This window comes from Roseateles sp. FW305-36 (assembly GCF_058787015.1).
Map to the genome: position 1 here is coordinate 17,201 of NZ_JBYSZK010000016.1, position 15,655 is coordinate 32,855.

21 protein-coding genes are annotated in these 15,655 nt (G+C 68.9%); 6 read left to right on the forward strand and 15 right to left on the reverse strand.

The window, feature by feature from the left end; translation table 11 throughout:
• The first annotated feature begins 36 nt into the window (after positions 1 to 36).
• Complete coding sequence (locus AC3WOE_RS24205; protein ID WP_492693952.1) at positions 37 to 1,047, forward strand: diguanylate cyclase domain-containing protein; 1,011 nt, start codon at positions 37 to 39, stop codon at positions 1,045 to 1,047.
• A 63-nt stretch (positions 1,048 to 1,110) separates the two neighbouring features.
• On the opposite strand, the gene AC3WOE_RS24210 is transcribed toward AC3WOE_RS24205, so the two are convergent.
• Both AC3WOE_RS24210 and AC3WOE_RS24215 read right to left on the reverse strand, forming a co-directional pair.
• A complete protein-coding gene (locus tag AC3WOE_RS24210; RefSeq protein ID WP_492693954.1) occupies positions 1,111 to 1,590 on the reverse strand; it encodes a fasciclin domain-containing protein in 480 nt (159 codons plus the stop codon).
• Between the two features lie 22 nt (positions 1,591 to 1,612).
• Entirely contained in the window at positions 1,613 to 2,446 is an 834-nt protein-coding gene (locus tag AC3WOE_RS24215) for a beta/gamma crystallin-related protein (protein WP_492693956.1), read from the reverse strand.
• Between the two features lie 219 nt (positions 2,447 to 2,665).
• Between AC3WOE_RS24215 and AC3WOE_RS24220 the strand changes: the two genes are divergently transcribed.
• A complete protein-coding gene (locus AC3WOE_RS24220) occupies positions 2,666 to 3,073 on the forward strand; it encodes a hypothetical protein (protein WP_492693958.1) in 408 nt (135 codons plus the stop codon).
• A gap of 77 nt (positions 3,074 to 3,150) precedes the next feature.
• Here the strand turns inward: AC3WOE_RS24220 and AC3WOE_RS24225 are convergent, their stop codons facing one another.
• The 4 genes from AC3WOE_RS24225 to AC3WOE_RS24240 all read right to left on the reverse strand — a co-directional run bounded on the left by AC3WOE_RS24225 (position 3,151) and on the right by AC3WOE_RS24240 (position 5,336).
• The gene (locus AC3WOE_RS24225) at positions 3,151 to 3,333 is read right to left on the reverse strand and encodes a CsbD family protein (protein ID WP_492693960.1); all 183 of its coding nucleotides are present in this window, start codon (positions 3,331 to 3,333) and stop codon (positions 3,151 to 3,153) included.
• Positions 3,334 to 3,391: 58 nt separating this feature from the next.
• Positions 3,392 to 3,796, reverse strand: a complete 405-nt coding sequence (locus tag AC3WOE_RS24230; protein ID WP_492693962.1) for a PRC-barrel domain-containing protein — start codon at positions 3,794 to 3,796, stop codon at positions 3,392 to 3,394.
• Between the two features lie 179 nt (positions 3,797 to 3,975).
• A complete protein-coding gene (locus AC3WOE_RS24235) occupies positions 3,976 to 4,875 on the reverse strand; it encodes a DnaJ C-terminal domain-containing protein (RefSeq protein WP_492693964.1) in 900 nt (299 codons plus the stop codon).
• Positions 4,876 to 5,063: 188 nt separating this feature from the next.
• The gene (locus AC3WOE_RS24240; RefSeq protein WP_492693966.1) at positions 5,064 to 5,336 is read right to left on the reverse strand and encodes a hypothetical protein; all 273 of its coding nucleotides are present in this window, start codon (positions 5,334 to 5,336) and stop codon (positions 5,064 to 5,066) included.
• 340 nt (positions 5,337 to 5,676) lie between these two features.
• Between AC3WOE_RS24240 and AC3WOE_RS24245 the strand changes: the two genes are divergently transcribed.
• On the forward strand, positions 5,677 to 5,958 hold the full coding sequence (locus AC3WOE_RS24245) for a BON domain-containing protein (protein WP_492693967.1): 282 nt from the start codon (positions 5,677 to 5,679) through the stop codon (positions 5,956 to 5,958).
• Here AC3WOE_RS24245 and AC3WOE_RS24250 read toward each other — a convergent pair.
• From AC3WOE_RS24250 to AC3WOE_RS24275, 6 genes are all read right to left on the reverse strand, one after another.
• Entirely contained in the window at positions 5,942 to 6,226 is a 285-nt protein-coding gene (locus AC3WOE_RS24250; protein WP_492693969.1) for a sll1863 family stress response protein, read from the reverse strand. The genes AC3WOE_RS24245 and AC3WOE_RS24250 overlap by 17 nt on opposite strands.
• 33 nt (positions 6,227 to 6,259) lie before the next feature.
• A complete protein-coding gene (locus AC3WOE_RS24255; protein WP_492693971.1) occupies positions 6,260 to 6,418 on the reverse strand; it encodes a DUF3309 family protein in 159 nt (52 codons plus the stop codon).
• A gap of 359 nt (positions 6,419 to 6,777) precedes the next feature.
• Positions 6,778 to 7,455: a PRC-barrel domain-containing protein gene (locus tag AC3WOE_RS24260; RefSeq protein ID WP_492694226.1), complete on the reverse strand. Its 678-nt coding sequence runs from the start codon at positions 7,453 to 7,455 to the stop codon at positions 6,778 to 6,780.
• Positions 7,337 to 7,924, reverse strand: a complete 588-nt coding sequence (locus AC3WOE_RS24265; protein ID WP_492694228.1) for a diguanylate cyclase domain-containing protein — start codon at positions 7,922 to 7,924, stop codon at positions 7,337 to 7,339. Before AC3WOE_RS24265 ends, AC3WOE_RS24260 begins: the two co-directional genes overlap by 119 nt.
• 258 nt (positions 7,925 to 8,182) lie before the next feature.
• Positions 8,183 to 8,983, reverse strand: coding sequence for a substrate-binding periplasmic protein (locus tag AC3WOE_RS24270; RefSeq protein WP_492693973.1), 801 nt, complete (start codon positions 8,981 to 8,983; stop codon positions 8,183 to 8,185).
• A 68-nt stretch (positions 8,984 to 9,051) separates the two neighbouring features.
• Positions 9,052 to 9,933, reverse strand: coding sequence for an AraC family transcriptional regulator (locus tag AC3WOE_RS24275; RefSeq protein WP_492693975.1), 882 nt, complete (start codon positions 9,931 to 9,933; stop codon positions 9,052 to 9,054).
• 235 nt (positions 9,934 to 10,168) lie between these two features.
• Here AC3WOE_RS24275 and AC3WOE_RS24280 point away from each other — a divergent pair, with 235 nt between their 5' ends.
• Positions 10,169 to 10,897, forward strand: a complete 729-nt coding sequence (locus tag AC3WOE_RS24280) for a hypothetical protein (RefSeq protein ID WP_492693977.1) — start codon at positions 10,169 to 10,171, stop codon at positions 10,895 to 10,897.
• A 132-nt stretch (positions 10,898 to 11,029) separates the two neighbouring features.
• On the opposite strand, the gene AC3WOE_RS24285 is transcribed toward AC3WOE_RS24280, so the two are convergent.
• A complete protein-coding gene (locus AC3WOE_RS24285; protein ID WP_492693979.1) occupies positions 11,030 to 11,722 on the reverse strand; it encodes a hypothetical protein in 693 nt (230 codons plus the stop codon).
• Between the two features lie 111 nt (positions 11,723 to 11,833).
• Here AC3WOE_RS24285 and AC3WOE_RS24290 point away from each other — a divergent pair, with 111 nt between their 5' ends.
• Positions 11,834 to 12,325: an MOSC domain-containing protein gene (locus AC3WOE_RS24290; protein WP_492693980.1), complete on the forward strand. Its 492-nt coding sequence runs from the start codon at positions 11,834 to 11,836 to the stop codon at positions 12,323 to 12,325.
• Here the strand turns inward: AC3WOE_RS24290 and AC3WOE_RS24295 are convergent.
• Both AC3WOE_RS24295 and AC3WOE_RS24300 read right to left on the reverse strand, forming a co-directional pair.
• A complete protein-coding gene (locus tag AC3WOE_RS24295) occupies positions 12,318 to 13,763 on the reverse strand; it encodes an aminotransferase-like domain-containing protein (protein WP_492693982.1) in 1,446 nt (481 codons plus the stop codon). The genes AC3WOE_RS24290 and AC3WOE_RS24295 overlap by 8 nt on opposite strands.
• A complete protein-coding gene (locus tag AC3WOE_RS24300) occupies positions 13,763 to 14,347 on the reverse strand; it encodes a LysE family translocator (RefSeq protein WP_492693983.1) in 585 nt (194 codons plus the stop codon). Before AC3WOE_RS24300 ends, AC3WOE_RS24295 begins: the two co-directional genes overlap by 1 nt.
• A 96-nt stretch (positions 14,348 to 14,443) precedes the next feature.
• Here AC3WOE_RS24300 and AC3WOE_RS24305 point away from each other — a divergent pair, with 96 nt between their 5' ends.
• The gene (locus AC3WOE_RS24305) at positions 14,444 to 15,652 is read left to right on the forward strand and encodes a PQQ-dependent sugar dehydrogenase (RefSeq protein ID WP_492693985.1); all 1,209 of its coding nucleotides are present in this window, start codon (positions 14,444 to 14,446) and stop codon (positions 15,650 to 15,652) included.
• Positions 15,653 to 15,655: the final 3 nt, after the last annotated feature.

The following is a 15,655-nucleotide window of genomic DNA, read 5'->3' on the forward strand; positions in this document are numbered from 1 at the left end:
GACGCCTGCGGCCACACTACCTGCCAATCTAACCCCATGATGCATGCCCAGGCCCAGTCCGTCGCGCCAGCGGGCGCGGCGCTGCCGCAGCACGACCTCGACCTGCACCGCCAACTGCGCCAGGCGCTGGTGCAGTTGGCTGCTTCGCAGCAGCACTGCCAGCAGCTGGAAATGCAGCTGCGCGACGGCCAGCTGCGCGAGCGCCATCACAGGCACCGTGCCGAACACGACGACTTGACGGGCCTGCTCAATCGCGCCGCCTTCCGCGAGCGGCTGCAGCAGGCCTTGGCCTGCGGGGCACCGGTTGCGGTGGTGATGCTGGACCTGGACGGCTTCAAGCTTGTCAACGACCAGCACGGCCATGCCGCGGGCGACGAGGTGCTGCGCATCATCGCGGCGCGCATGGGTCATGCGCTGCGCAACGGCGACGTGGTGAGCCGCCTCGGGGGCGACGAGTTCGCCTGCCTGTTGCAGAACGCGGGCAGCGCCGCCAACCTTCAGGCGCTGACGAGCAAGCTCAGCGCATCCATCGCGTCGACCATGCAGGTGGCCGGTCATCGCATGAGCCTGCAGGCCAGCCTGGGCCTGGCGATCAGCCCCGACGACGGCGCCTGCGTCGACACGCTGCTGACCAGCGCGGATGCCGCCATGTACCGCGCCAAGCGGCATCAGAAGGGCCTTGCTGCGCCACCCACGCCGGCGCTGTTCGACGGCGTGCAGCACGTTCCCGCGGCACTGGAAACGACTCAGCGCTGTCTGGCGAGTCCTGATGACTGCCTTGTTCGAACCGGTTCGATCCATCTGCACCCAGATGGCGTTGACCCCCATCCCCAGGAGCACCCCATGAAGTTGCGCAGCCCCCCCGAAGGAAGCCGCCGCCACGACGGCATGACCCCGCCCCCGCTCCCTCCCAGGGTGCCGCAGGAAACTGACTTCACGGCCGAGGGATCGCCGCCACCCGGCAAGGTGGGCACCGAGCGCCCCGTGCTGCCTGAGAGCGGACCGGACGCGCCGAAGTCCGCGCTGGGCGAGGACGGCGGACGCTGAATGCGGCAGGCGACGCCGGGGCGCCGCCTGCATCGAAGACCGTCGAACGGCCCGGGGCGGAAGTCAGGGCGGGGTCGGCGGCATCAGCACGGTGTCGATCGCGTGGATGACGCCGTTGGTGGCCTGAATGTCGCGCTCGACAACCCGGGCCTTGTTCACCCGCAGGCGGCCCTGTGCCGCGTCCAGGCTCAGCGTTTCGCCTTGCAGTGTTGCCAGAAGCATGGGCTGCTCGCCCGCGGCGGCGACTGCCACATGGCCGGGCACCACATGCAGCTTCAGGAGGGCGGTCAGCCTGGCCTTGCTTTCGGGCTTGAGCAGGTCGGCCAGCTCGTTGCGGGCGAGCCGGTCGAACGCCTTGTCGTTGGGGGCGAACAGGGTGTAGGGCCCCTCGCCGTCGAGGATGTCGGCCAGGCCGGCGGCCTTGATGGCGGCCATCAGGTGCTTGAAATGGCCCGACCGGTGGGCCGTGGCCAGCAGGTTCTCGCGCGGGGCGGCAAGCCCCACGGCCACGGTGGCCGTGGCGTTGGTGGTGGTGTTGGTCATCACATCCTTCGAGGGCAGTGGCTCAAGCGCGTGGCTCGCCCTGGGCGTTGACCGTCACGGTCGGGCCGGGAGGCCTGGCGAGCTGGATGTGGTGCTGTTGGCCGCGGAAGTCATAGGTCACGTCCCAGTAGGCCGGGGCCTGTGCCGCGGGCCGGTCATCGCAGTGCTGCACGTCGCGGGTCACGACCGATTCGCCGTTACCGTTGCGCCCGATGTTGTTGCCCACCATGCCACCGGCCACCGCGCCGCCGGCCGTGGCCAGCACGCGCCCCGTGCCGCCGCCTACCTGGTGGCCCAGGATGCCGCCGATGACAGCGCCGACGACGGTACCCGGCACGCTGCCCTCGCTGCGGCCTTCGTTGACCTGCTGGTGCTCCACCCAGCATCGCTGCTGTCCGGCTTCGCCATAGACCGCGCGCACGTCGCTGACGGTCGCCTCGTAGAGGCGCTCACGGTCGCGGCGGCGGTAGTCGCCCACCACGGTGGGGTAGGGCGCATAGCTCAGCTCGTCGTCACGGGCATTGCCCGCGACCCTGCGGACCGAGGAGATCTGGTCATCGAGCCCCATGGCTTCCAGCGACGAGTACTGGCCCGGCCGCAGCACGCGGCAGCGGCCGCCATAGCGCTGGTCGACGCAGACCTCCCAGCGCTGGCTGCGCACCACGGCCGACGAGGCGCGGTCGTTGAAGTGGCTGCTCTTCAGGTTGCTGATGTCGCCGTTGGCCGTGATGGAGCGGCCGCCGAAGTCGGACTGCTCGTAGAAGGTGATCTGCGCCAGCGCGGGCGCCGCGGCCGCGAGGCCCACGAGCAGGCCCAAGGCACAGCGGCGCAGCGAAGCGGAATGGGTGATGTTCATGGAGTTCTCCTGTTGGAACATGCCCCAGTCTGGCCAGGCGCCGGCCCGGCGTCTGTGCGTTGACGGACTGACGGCGTGACGCGCGCCGACCGGCCAGGCTCGGCACCGCTCGGCAGCACACAGACGCGGCCGCAATGCGGCGCTAAAAGCAGATGCAGGTGCGCCAAGTCGCCAGCGGCGAGCGCGAGGCCTTGGCCGCACCGCACCGGAAGGCCCTTCATGATCAAGACCCTCTCGACACTGGCGCTGGCCCTGGCGGCCATCCTGCTGCCCGTCACCTCGGGTGCCATCGGCAGACTGGCGCTGAAGCAGGCGCAGGAGCGCCACCGCCTGGAGCGCGACGTCTGCCTGAACGGGCAATCCAACCAGAGCCTGCAGACCTGCCTGCGGGAGGACGATGCGGCCCACGCGCAGGCGCTCAAGGCCGACCTGGGTGACGGTGCCGCCGACTACGCGCGCAACGCGAACCGGCGCTGCGATGCCCTGCCGCCGGACCTGCGTCAGGCCTGCGCCGCCCGCATGCAGGGAGCCGGCACGATCAGCGGCAGCGTCGCCGATGGCGGCATTTATCGGGAGCTGGTCACGGTGGAGCCGGCCAAGGCCGACAAGACGCCAGCCGACCGCTGAGCCCGCCAGAGCATCGGCCTCAATAAAAGCAGGGCCCCGGTTGGTGACCGGGACCCTGCAAGGGAGATGACGGCGGCCTACTTCTTGATGCTGTGCCTGACGACGTCCTTGACGTCGCCGACGGCCTTCTGGGTCTGGCCCTCGACCTGCTTCTTGATGCCGTGCAGTTGCTGCTCGGTGCTGCCGATCAGCTTTCCGGTGGTCTGCTGCACCTTGCCGGCGGCCTCCTTGAGGCTGCCCTTGACCTGGTCCTTGTTCATGCGTTTCTCCTTCACTCGTTTGAAAGGGATCCGCGCGGCCTGGGCCGCACGGGGCGGATCATTCGGACGCGTCGGGCCGGCGGTAGAACTTGTGCAGGCCATCGGCCCAGGCCTGGTCTGACATCGTGGGCCAATGGGCCTTGTCGAAGCCGGGCGCGTCCTTGAGCGATTCCTTCAGCGCGTTGAGCGTGAAGCGCTTGGCCGTGGTGTCCAGCGTCAGGGCCGTCCAGGGCACCGCGAAGAGCTTGTCCCCGAGACCCAGCATGCCGCCGAAGGACAGCACTGCGTAGGCGATCCGGCCGGTGGCCATGTCGATCATGAACTCCTTGATGTCGCCGAGGTCCTCGCCCTTCTCGTTGTAGACGTCGTTGCCCAGCAGGGTCTCGGCGCCCATCAGCGCCGGGCCGGGACCGCTGTTGGCATACATGCCGAGGCTGTCGCGGGTGACGTAGTTGGTGGTCATTCGTAATCCTTGATGCGTCACTCTGTGACGCTGAAGTGGTGCGAGAGGATCTCGCAGCCCAGGGATGGACCTTAGGCGCAAGGCGGGCGGCGGTCTGTGCGCAGGGCCACGCAACGGCCGCCCCGGCTGCCTGGATCTCGACGCGACTCTGGAGGCAGCAGGCGCGGCGCCGATGCAGGTCACCCGCGTGGCCGGTAGTCCGGAAATGCATGGGCCAGCGCGCGCCAGGCCTGCTGGGCGGGCAGGCCGTCGCCGGGCGGCAGCGTCACGTCGAGCACCGCATACAGGTCGCCCGGCGGCGAGCCGGGCAGGCCAAGACCCTTGAGCTGCAGCTGCCGTCGGCTCGCCGAGCCGGGCGGGATGGTCAGCAGTGCCGAGCCCGTCGGCGTGGGCACCGTGACGGTCGCTCCCAGCATGGCTTCCCAGGGCGCGACAGGCAGGTCAACGTAGACGTCCCGGGCGTCGAGCCGGAAGGGCGGATGACGCATGAAGACCACTTCCAGGTTGAGATCGCCGGCTGGAGCGCCGCCGTTGCCGTCCTCACCCAGTCCCCTGAGGCTCAGATGCTGGCCGTCGAGCACGCCCTTGGGGACGTGGACTTCGAGCTGGCGGTCGCTGAACACGAGCGCGCCGTGGCTGTCGAACGAAGGTATTTGCAAATTGAGACGGCGCGTGACGCCACGGTAGGCGTCGACCAGTTCGATGAGGATGACCCCGTGCTGGTCCTGGCCACGCCCGCGCCAAGGCTCGGTCGTCGTCGCAAAGAACTCGCGGAAGGCGCGCTCCATGGACGGGTCGTGAGGCGGCACCAAGCCCGGCTGCCAGTCGGCCTTGCGCGGCCCGGGGTGATTGCCGTTGCGGGGTGGCGCGGCCAGCTCGGCGTCGTGGCGCTGACGCCGCTCGGGACCGATCAGAGTCTCGTGCGCGGCGGCCACGTCCTTGAAGCATGCCTCCGCGGTGGGCTCGTGGCTGACGTCCGGGTGGAAGCGGCGCGCGAGCTTGCGGTAGGCCAGCTTGATCTGATCCTGCGTGGCGGCCAGGGCCACGCCCAGGGTCGCGTAGTGGGTCTGGGGCGTCACGGCAGAAGGTGGTGGGGGCTAGGTCACCCAGGATGCGGACTGGGCCCGCGGGTGTCTGTGCGATTGCGCACCCAGGGCGCTGTCATCGACAGCGCGCAGGCCGGTCTGCGGCGGGCGAGCCGGCGGGAGGGCGAGCAGGGCGGACGTCAGGCCATGTCGTGGTTGCGTCGGCAAACCGCGGCGTCGCGTCAGCGCTCGATCGGGCTGACCTGCGGGACCTCGTTCGAGGGCTTGGCCTGCTGCGCGAAGGGCTCCGCCGCCAAGGCATGACCGAGCAGGCTGCCGAACAGCACGGCGCCCGCCGCCACCAGCAACAGCCAGGGCAGACGACGGTGTGACATGGCCAGGAAACTTTCATCGCGCGGGGGCGACGCATCCTCGCTGCGGTAGATGGGCACGGGCGGTCCGTCGGTGCGCATCCGGACACGGTCGGCAGGGTTTGGGCTGACGTGAATTTTCATCGCGAACCCTTCTGCCCCTTTCGGCCGGCGTTCTTGTGGCGCTCAGGCATGTGGGTCGATGGCTTGGGCACATCGGCCTTGATGTCAAGCACGGGCGGGTGACCCGCCGGTTCAGCGGGTTTGCTCTTGGGCTTCATCGACTTCTTCATGGGTGGGCTTCCGGATCAAGGTCCGAGCATCGAAGGATGTCTGGCTCGGACCGTATCTACCTTAGAACGGCCTTGCCGCCTTGACTGTGCGCCAGCGCACGCCCCGCGTCGTGCTCCCGGTGTGCTGCCGCACAGACCTGGGCGATGCCGGCAGACAGACTCAAGTCGTAGCCCTCGCAGCAGAGGCCCGCATGAACGCCAACGCACAGAACTTCCCATCCCCAATGATCGAACTCAGCGACACGGAACTCGCCTACCTGGCCCTGTCCGCGCTGACCTGGAGCCGGGACCTGCCCCCAGGCGCGGTCAGGGCCAGCGCCACGGCCGGCTGGCTGACTTTGTCGGGCGAGGTGCTGTGGCACTACCAGCGCCAGGACGCCGCCGAGTGTGTGCGCCATCTGCCGGGCGTGGTCGGCGTCAGCAACAACATCACCCTGCGCCCCGCCTGCGCCAGCGTCAGAGCCGAGCCCTGAAGTCGTGGAAGGCGTGGATGAAGGCGTCGCGGGTGTGATCCATGTCTGACACCCACTGGTGCCACGACCCCTCGCTGGCCGCCTGCAACTCCTCCCATTTCAAGAGTGCGGCGTGCGAATGGATACGCAGCTTGGCCAGTTCGATGGCGTAGCGCTCGCGCGCCTCTCGCCTGGTATGCGTCACCTTGGTTTCGAAGGAACTGAGCTGGTCATTCAACTCGTCGAGTTCGAGCTTCATGTTCTCGACATAGGTCTCGCGTGCGGTCATGGCTGTGCACTCTTGGGTTGAGGCGGATCTGCTTTACAGCCGGCCCATCAGCCAGAGTACGACGACGATCAGCAGCACGAGGCCGAGGCCGCCGGAGGGCACATAGCCCCAGCTGCGGCTGTGCGGCCAGGTCGGGAGGGCGCCGAGAAGCATCAAGATCAACAGGATCAGCAGGATGGTGGCAAGACTCATGACGTTCTCCTTGAGCGGAACCTTCAGCCCGGTTCATTCCGAGGCGGCCGACGCGGGTAGCGTCACGACGACGAGGGCGCTGGGGCCTGCCTTGCCGGTCTCACCTGTGGCGCCAGCGGGGCCTGGAGCGCCTTGTTCGCCCGCAGGCGCGACGATGACGGTGCGTGGCGGCGGTTCATCGCGCTGGCAACCGCAGAGCAGCAGCGCCAAGACACACAGTGAGAGGGCCGAGCGTGACGACATGGGGATTCCTTTGCGACGAACGGCACCGGACAGTGCGCGTAAGCCAAGGTAGCGGCTTACCGCCGCGGCGTCGGTACGTTGTCGCACCGATAGGCCGCCGTCCATCCGACGCCCGTTCAAGCCCAGTAGCCCGGACGCTGATAGTTCGCATGCAGCAGGATCTCGTAGTCGCGATGGATGGAGGCGACATCCTGGTAGACCGGGCTGCACTTGACCTGCTCTCGCGTCAGCGTCACGTGGATCTGCTGCCCGGTCCAGTCGATGCGATCCACCCAGGGCAGCGCGACCAGTACCTTGCGCCCGCCGGGCCACCAGCTCTGGGTGTCGACGACCAGGTAGCGGATCTGCCAGCTCTCGTCGTCGAAGACAAAGTCCTGGACCTGGCCGATGCCGTGGTCGGTGGCTTGTACCTCGTAGCCGCACACCTGCTCGGTGCTGCGCAGCTGCATGTCTGCTGGGTAGGCGCTGCCCGCCTCTTGGTCGGCGTGAGCCCCCGGCGCGATTGACGGATAGGGCATGGCGCCCAGCGCCCACAGGCCGCCGCCGTCCCAGTAGGCCGGGTAGTGGTAGTGGCGCTCGAACGCCTGCTCCTGCTGGCGTGAGACGGGTCGTTCGATGTCCAGCGGTGGGCTGCTGCGTATCAGCCGGCGCGTCAGCGCGACGTCGATCACTCCGTCATGCCCGACCGGCTGTTTGATGGAATAGGGCGAGATGAGCACATCGCGCTCGGCCAGCCAGGTGCCTGCATCCACGACAAGGTAGCGAATGACCCAGTTGCGGTCGTCGAACAGCACGTCCTCGACGGGGCCGATGGCCCCGTCCGCGGCCTTCACTTGGGCTGCGGTGACGTGACTGACGCTGTTGAACATGTTGACTCCCGGGATACGCGACGCAATCGTGACAAGCCGTGGTGGATGCGTCCGTGCGGTTGCGCACGTGACGCTGCTTCGCGGCGATCACCCGGATCGGCACGCCGCCCACGTGCATCAACGAAGTCAGCGAATCCATCAACTTCTGCGCTACCAGCCCGGGGTCGGTTGTGCCTGCGATCCCCGGCAACAGCGCGATGACCTCGTCGCCGATCTTGTGCCCCAGCCTGTCGTTGATCTGCTTGAAGCCGTCGAGATCCAGGAAGAGCAGCGCCTCCCATACGCCAGGAGAACTGATCGCGGACAGCGAAGCAATTGCCGCGCTGTGCGTCGAGCGACGCGCCGAGTTCGGGTCGAGTTCGGGTCGAGTTGATAGGGCCTCGAAGCCGACGATTGGTGATCGTTGGCGGTAGTCCGAAACGGCTCAAGGTCGTTCAACACTTTGACATCGTTTCAAGTGGCCCAGAACGACTGCGCGCACCAGCGAATCGAAACTTTGCCAGGCTACTTCTTCTCGAAGTCACCCGATCCGCCATAGAGCGCTAAGTTCGAAACTTTGTTCTTAGCCCCCTGAGGACGGGACAACGCGTTTTCAGGAAGGACGCCAATGTATCGACTCGCGGCCCGGCGCCTCGGGCCGGCCGCATCGCGATCAGGGCATGGAGCTCAGCGCCTCGCTGCGTGACAGATAGGCGCTGAAGATCCTGTAGAGGCTGCCGTCCGCGCGCATGGCGGCGATGGCATCTTGGATTTTTCTGGCATCGTCCTCGCGCACCCGGGTTCGGGACAGCGCGAATCCCGCGGCGTAGTTGTCGTCCGGGAAGCCGTCGATGACCGCGACCAGCCCCTGCAGCCTGCTGTCCGCAAGAATCCGCTCCCACACGATGGGCTCGGACAGCAGGGCGGCATCCCGGCCCAGCGCGACGAGCCGCGCCGCCATGTTGGCATCGGCGTACTCGTCCACGCGGCCTTGCTGCCGCAGCCCGGCTATCCATTGGTCCCATTGCGGGCCGTGCTTGAAGCCCTTGACGACCGCCAACCGCCACTGGCTGTTCTCGGCGAACGCCTCCAAGGTCGGGACCGGGCCCGGCAGGCCGGTCCGCACCAGCAGCCGGTTGCGCCCGCTCATGTAGATGACGAAGCGCGCGAACCCCTTGCGCTCCTCTGTCTCGATGGCCGACACCGTCATGTCGAGGCTGCCCTGGGCCAGGTCCAGCCAGGTGCGCACCCGGGAATCCACGAAGGTTTCGAACTTGCAGCCGGTGCGGCGGGCGACTTCCTCGACGATGTCGACGTCGATGCCCACCGGGTTCAGCCCCGCGCGCCGAAACGCCAGCGAACCGTATTCGTACAGGGCCACGCGGTAAGGCCCGCACGCAACCGGCTGCGCCGCTGCCGGCAAGCTGGCCGCGGCCCACAGCCCCGCCATCACCCATGTTCCGAGCTTGCTCATGCGCCCCATGCCCATCGACCCCGGCGGAGTATGCGCTGCGCCCACCGGCGGCGTCGGCCAGTGCCTTCTCAGGTCCCCGTCGACCGCAGCCCCAGCCTCATCTTGTCGCGCCCCGGCGGAGCGCCGAACAGGCGGCTGTACTCGCGGCTGAACTGCGAGGGGCTGTCGTAGCCCACGCTGTAGCCGATGGCGGCCACGTCGCCGGCGTCAGACAGGATACGCGAGCGCGCCTCCTGCAGCCGGATCAGCTTCTGGTACTGCAGCGGGCTCATGGTCGTCGCCCCCCGGAAGTGGCGGTGGAAGGACGACTCGCTCATGGCCACCATGTCGGCCAGCATGGGGATGGAGATGGCCTCGGCATGGTGGTCGCGGATGAAGCGAATGGCCCGGCCGATCTGCGACAGCCGGCTGTCGGCCAGCCCGATCTGCCTGACCATGGCGCCCTGGGCGCCGTGCAGCAGCCGCCACACCAGCTCGCGCTCGACCAGCGGGCCCAGCACGGCCGCGTCGCGCGGCGAGTCCTTCAGCCGCAACATGCGCACCACGGTGTCCAGCAATGGCTCGGGTGCGTCGCTGACCGCAAAGCCCGCGGGTTCAGACGCCGCCATGTCGGCAGGATCCATTTCCAGCAGCAGGGCGGAGATGGTCGCCGGCTGAAGCTTCATGCCCGCGGCGAGATAGGGCAGCTCGGGGCTGGCCTGGATCACGCAGCCGGCGACGGGCAGGTCCACCGTCACCACGAGGAACTGGCCCTCGCGGTATTCGAACACCTCGTCGCCCAGCATGGCCCGCTTGGCGCCCTGGGCGACGACGACGAAGGTGGGCTCCAGCACATGATGCTGAAGCTCCGTGGGCGCCTGCGCCGCCACCGCGAACACGCCGCCCGGGTGGTCGGCCGGCGGGGCGGCATGGCGCTGGATCAGGGCCTGCAATGCCTGGAGTGAACTCATGGCGCGACCGTAACCGCGGCGCCGGGCCGGCTCAAGGCCTGCTTGCACGAACCACGCCGGATTGAGCGAATCGTGCAAGAGCTTGAGGGTTTTGGGCTATCGACCCCGGGAGGGCGACCGGGGATCGGGCTGCGCGCCGGCCCGATGCGCGAATCGTGCAATGACATGACCGGATTTGACTGCTCGAATCGGCTGCCTGCCGATTCAATGCGGGCCTTCGCCCAAGGAGGTCGCAATGAGGATGCAAGGCAACACCATACTGGTCGCGGGCGGCGCCAGCGGCATCGGGCGCGGGCTGGCCGAACTGCTGCACCGTCTGGGCAACGAGGTCATCGTGCTGGGCGACCCGGCAATCGACGCGGCCCCAGGCATCCGCGTCGTCGACCTGGACCTCGGCAACCCCTTCGGCGTCGCCGACTTCTCCGAGCAACTGGCCGCGACGTTCCCGGACCTGAACATGCTCGTCAACATCTCGATCGCCTTCCCCGTGAAGTACCTGCCGGGCCTGCATGCGCTGCTGGAGGCCGACGACAGCTACGAAAAGCTCGAGGCGCAGCGCCTGGGCATGCAGCACCTGACCGGCACGCTGCTGCCCCACTTCCGCAAGCGCGAGCACAGCTCGGTCATGACCATGGCCGTCGGGCCGGCGCTGCTGCCTTCGAATGCGCCAAGGGAGTCCGGTTCATCCAGGCTGGAGGGCGGCGAGCGCGCCTGCGTCATGTCGGTCAGGAAGCGCTGGGTCAGCGCCAGCATCGAGGTGATCGACGTGGCCTGCCCATCACGTGCCGAGCGCGTCGGCCCTGTGCAGGTCCCGCGGTCCGAGTTCATCTCCAGCGTGGCCCATCTGCTCGCTGAAGGCCTGCAGGAAGGCGCCGCCCTCGCCGGACTGCGGGCGCTCTGGCCCGCGCCGCCGTCGATGGCGCGCAGGACCCGCGACGACGATCTGGTTTCGCAGGTGTACTGACCCGCAGCGCGCCCCGTCGGATACTGTACAAATAACCAGTATCATGCGTGATCGCAGTTGCCAGGGTGTGAGGTGCACACCAGGCGTTCCAGCCCAGCGGCCTCCGGGTCGCTGGGCTTTTTTTGTGGAGGCTCAGTCCTTGAGACCGCGCGTCCAGATGCGGCCGGCGGCGTCGAACATGGTGTGGCCGTCCAGGGACGACGGCTCGGCGGCCAGAGTCAGCCAGTCCAGCGTGTCGTGGTGGCTGCCAGGCATCAGTTCCGCCGACCGCTCCGCCACCAGCCAGGCGTGCAGACGGGCATAGAGCTGCGGGTGATGCTCGCGAGTCCACGCCAGGCCGACGAGATCGCCGTAGGCCTCCTCACGGCGGGCGGAACGCATCTCCAGCCAGGCCTGCTGCAGATCCGGTGACAGCGTCTGCGGCGCCTTGGCGGCGACGAAGCCGGCCGGCATGCCATGCCAGGCGCCATCGAGATAGCGGCGGCAATGGCCGATTTCATGGGCCGCCATCAACTCCAGGGCGGGGCCGAGCAGCGCGGGCTCGAGTGCGTCGATCTGGCTCTGGGCCAAGGGATTCGCGCGCATCGACAGCACCAGCTTGCAGCGTCCGTCGACGAAGCCCAGCGACAGCGGCGCCACGCCGGGCGCGTCCTGGGGTTGGACGACGACATCCAGCGGCAGCCTCAAGGCCTGGCGGGCGTGGCCGACGACGGGCGCGATGGCCTGCGCCCAGCGCGTTTCCAGGGGTGTCAGATCGTTTGCCCAGGCGGTCGGCGACAGCACGGCGCAGGCCAGGGCGAGAACAGCAAACAGACGACGCGGCACGGCAGACACTCCTCGGATGAAGGCATCTTCGGCCGAGATGACCCGTGGCTTGACGGCGCTGTCGCGGGCGTCCGTGAACTATGCGGCCCCCAGATCGGCCAAGATGTATCCATGAAAACCATCCGCGATCTCATGACGCCGCCACCCCACGTCCAGGGCCGCGTCGAAGCCATCGTCGTGCGCGGCGCGCCGCGCGACCGGGCGCGCCTCGTCGCGCACACCACGGCCCTGGCCGGCATCGGCCTGGCCGACGACCGCCTCGGCCAGCGCGGCGAGGCCGAGCTGTCGACGCGCCAGGTCACGCTGATACAACTCGAGCACCTGCCGCTGATCGCGACGTTTGCACGCAGCGGCCCCCTCGATCCGGTCGACCTGAGACGCAACCTCGTCATCTCCGGAATCAACCTGCTGACGCTGAAGAACGCCAAGGTGCGCGTCGGCGAGGCGCTGATCGAGATCGTCGGCCCCTGCGCGCCCTGCTCGCGCATGGAGGAGGTCATCGGCCCCGGCGGCTATGCAGCGATGCGCGGCCACGGCGGCATGACGGCGCGCATCCTCGAAGGCGGCGCGATCCGCGTGGGCGACACCGTGAGCGTCAGCTGACGCGGTTGCGCGCCCGCTCGACGACGCGCTGGGCGCTGGTCGCCGCGCTGAGCTGCTCCTGCAGGAACTGCGACAGCCGCGGCTGCTGGCAGAAGGCCACGTTGAAGCGGATGTGCGCGTCGCGTGCGCCATCTGCCGCGAAGGTGGCGCCGCGCACCAGCAGGATGCCGTTGCGGAAGGCCTCCTTGACGACGCCGTCCACGTCGACGCCCGCCGGCAGCGCGCCCCACAGGAAGAGGCCGCCCTCGCCCGGGTGGTCCAGCAGCACGCCGGCCTGGCGCAATTGCTGGGTCGCCTGGCTGCGGGCAACGGCCAGGCGCTGCTGCAGGCGGTCCAGATGCTTGCGCCAGCGCCCGGCGGCCAGCACCTCCAGCAGCACGAATTCGTTGAGCGCCGCGGTCGTCAGCACCGAGACGATCTTCTCGCGCATCAGCCCGCGCAGCAGGGCCGGCTCGGCGGCCACATAGCCCAGGCGCAGGGCCGGGCTCATGGCCTTGCAGAAGCTCGAGTAGTAGATGACGCGCTCCAGGCCCGACAGCTGGGCCAGGCGCGTCGGTGCGCCGGGATGGAAATGGCCCTGCACGTCGTCCTCGGCGATCAGGAAGTCGTGACGCTGGGCCAGCATCAGCACGCGGTGCAGATTGGCCGCCGTGCTGCCCCAGCCGGTGGGGTTGTGCAGCACGCTCTGGATGAAGAGCAGGCGCGGCCGGTGGCGGGTGCAGGCGGCGTCCAGGGCTTCGAGGTCGATGCCGTCGGGCCGGCGCGGGATGGGCAGGATGTTGACGCCGGCCTGGCGCAGCCGGTCGAAGAGCAGGAAATAGCCCGGCGTCTCGACGGCCACCGAATCGCCCGGCCGCAACAGGGCGCGGCAGATCAGGTCGATGGCCTGGGTGCCGCCATAGGTCGTCAGGATGCGGCCGGCGTCGACCGCAATACCCTGGCCGCGCAGCAGCAGCGCGATGCGCTCGCGCAGCTCGGGCAGGCCCTGGGGCGGGCAGCGCGAGGCCATACCGGCATGGGCCCGCGCCAGGCCGCGCTGCACGGCGGCGGCGGGAATGGCTTCTTCGAGCCAGGTGGCCGGCAGTGCACCGCTGCTGGCCAGCAGCACGCCGGAGCGCTGGTCGTTGGCCTGCTGGGCCAGCCAGACCGCCTCCTGTTCCTCGCCGGCCTCGACGCGCGCCGCGTCGGGCATGGCGTCAAGCGGGCCCTCGGCGACAAAGAAGCCGGCCGTGCCGCGCGAGTCGATGAGGCCGGCGGCGACGAGGCGGTCGTAGGCGACGACGACGGTGTTGGGGCTGACGCCCAGGCGCGAGGCCAGCTGGCGGATGGAGTTCAGCCGCGCACCGGGTGGCAGCTGATGGCTCGCGATCAGCGAGTGCAGGCGCTGCTCGATCTGGTCGGCCAGCGGCGTGGGGGAGTCGCGGTCCAGGGAAAACATCAGCGCATCAACATGACAGCCAGCACAACCAGGGAGGCGGCCATGATGGCATTGAAAGCACGGCGCCGGCCGGGGCTGGACAGGAAGCGCGAGATGCCGACGCCGAACAGCGCCCACATCGACACGCAGGGAAAGCCGATCAGGGCGCCGGCCAGGCTGACGAACAGGGCGCCGCTGGCGAGGTTCCACTGCGCCGGCATGAAGACCGAGGCCACCGTCACCGCGCGGATCCAGCTCTTGGGATTCACCGCCTGGAACAGCGCCGCCTGCGCAAAGCCCACCCGCTCGGGCGGCCGCCCGTCGGCGGCGGGCGCGACGGCCAGCTTCCAGGCCAGCACCAGCATGTAGAGGGTGCCAGCCAGCTTCAGCGCCTCGTGCAGCAGCGGCCAGGCGGTGAAGACCGCGCCCAGGCCCATGCAGGTCGCGAAGGTCAGCACCGCCACGCCGGTGTTGGTGCCCAGGATGGCCGGCAGCGTGCGCCGGTAGCCGTAGTGGGCGCCATTGGCCACCAGCATCATGTTGTTGGGGCCGGGCGTGCCTGACATCAGCAGGCAGTAGGTGGCAAAGGGCAGCAACTCGTTCATGCCGCCATTGCAGCGGCCAAGGGCTGAAGCGTGAAGCTACAGCGGGCGACGCCGTGCGGCACGCTGTATCAGCGCGAGCACCGACACAATGGCCGCATGACTTCGATTCGCCACGTCTTCTGCGTCGCTGCGGCGGTGCTTGCCGCACCGGCCCTGGCCGAGCCGCCCGCCTACCGCACCCAGGGCCAGTGCGACGGCCTGCCCGCCATCACCTCGCTGCAGGTGGCGCCCGAGTTCTGCCTGGCGCTGGCGGCCTCCAACCTGGGCCGGCCGCGCGGCGTGCTGGCCCTGGGGCCCAACCACCTGCTCGTCGCCGACATGGGCAACTGGAACCCTGGCCGCGGCCGCCTGCTGGAACTGACGCGCGAGCCCGGCAAGCCCTTCAAGGTCACGGTGCTGCTCAAGGGCCTGGACCGCCCGCATGGCCTGCGCAAGGACGCCCAGGGCCGCGTGGTGCTGGCCGAGACCAGCAGGATCAGCCTGGTCGAGCTAAATCCCGCGAAGCTGAGGCCCTTCATCACCGACCTGCCCGCCCAGGGCCGGCACCCGCTGAAGTCCTTTGCCATCGACGCGGCCGGCGAGTTCTACGTCAACGTCGGCTCGCCCAGCGACCACTGCGAGGCCTTCGACGGCGTCGAGGGCGGCAGCGACAAGGGCTGCCCCCAGACCGGCGGCAAGGCGCCCTGGGCAGGGGTCTGGAAGTTCACGCGCGGGCATGGCGTCGCGCCGTCCTGGGAGCGCCAGCCCTTCGCCTGGGGCCTGCGCAATTCCGTCGGCCTGGCGATTCATCCGGACAGCGGCGAACTCTGGCAGGCCGAGAACAGCCGCGACACCTTGGCCGGCGACCAGTACGACAAGGCCTCGCCGCCCGACGAGCTGAACCGTGTGGAAGCCGGCAAGCACTATGGCTGGCCGCATTGCACCGGCAACGATGTGCTGGACCGCAGCTATGGCGTCAGCAGCTGCAGGGACTTCGTCGCGCCGGTGAAGCTGATCCCTGCCCATGCGGCGCCGCTGGGCATGCTGTTCTACAAGAACGCCGGACCGGCGAAATGGCAGGGCAGCCTGGTGATGGCCTGGCATGGCTACCAGCCGACCGGCCACCGCCTGATAGCCTGGCGTTTCGATGACAAGCACCAACCCGTCGGCGAGGCGCTGCCGCTGATCGACGGCTGGAACGCGCTGAACGGCAAGCACCCCATGGGCGCACCCACCGAGGTCGACCAGGACGAGCAGGGCCGCCTCTGGATCACCGAGGACCGCAACGGCGACCTGTTGTTGCTGGCGCCGAAGGCCGCGAAGTAGGCC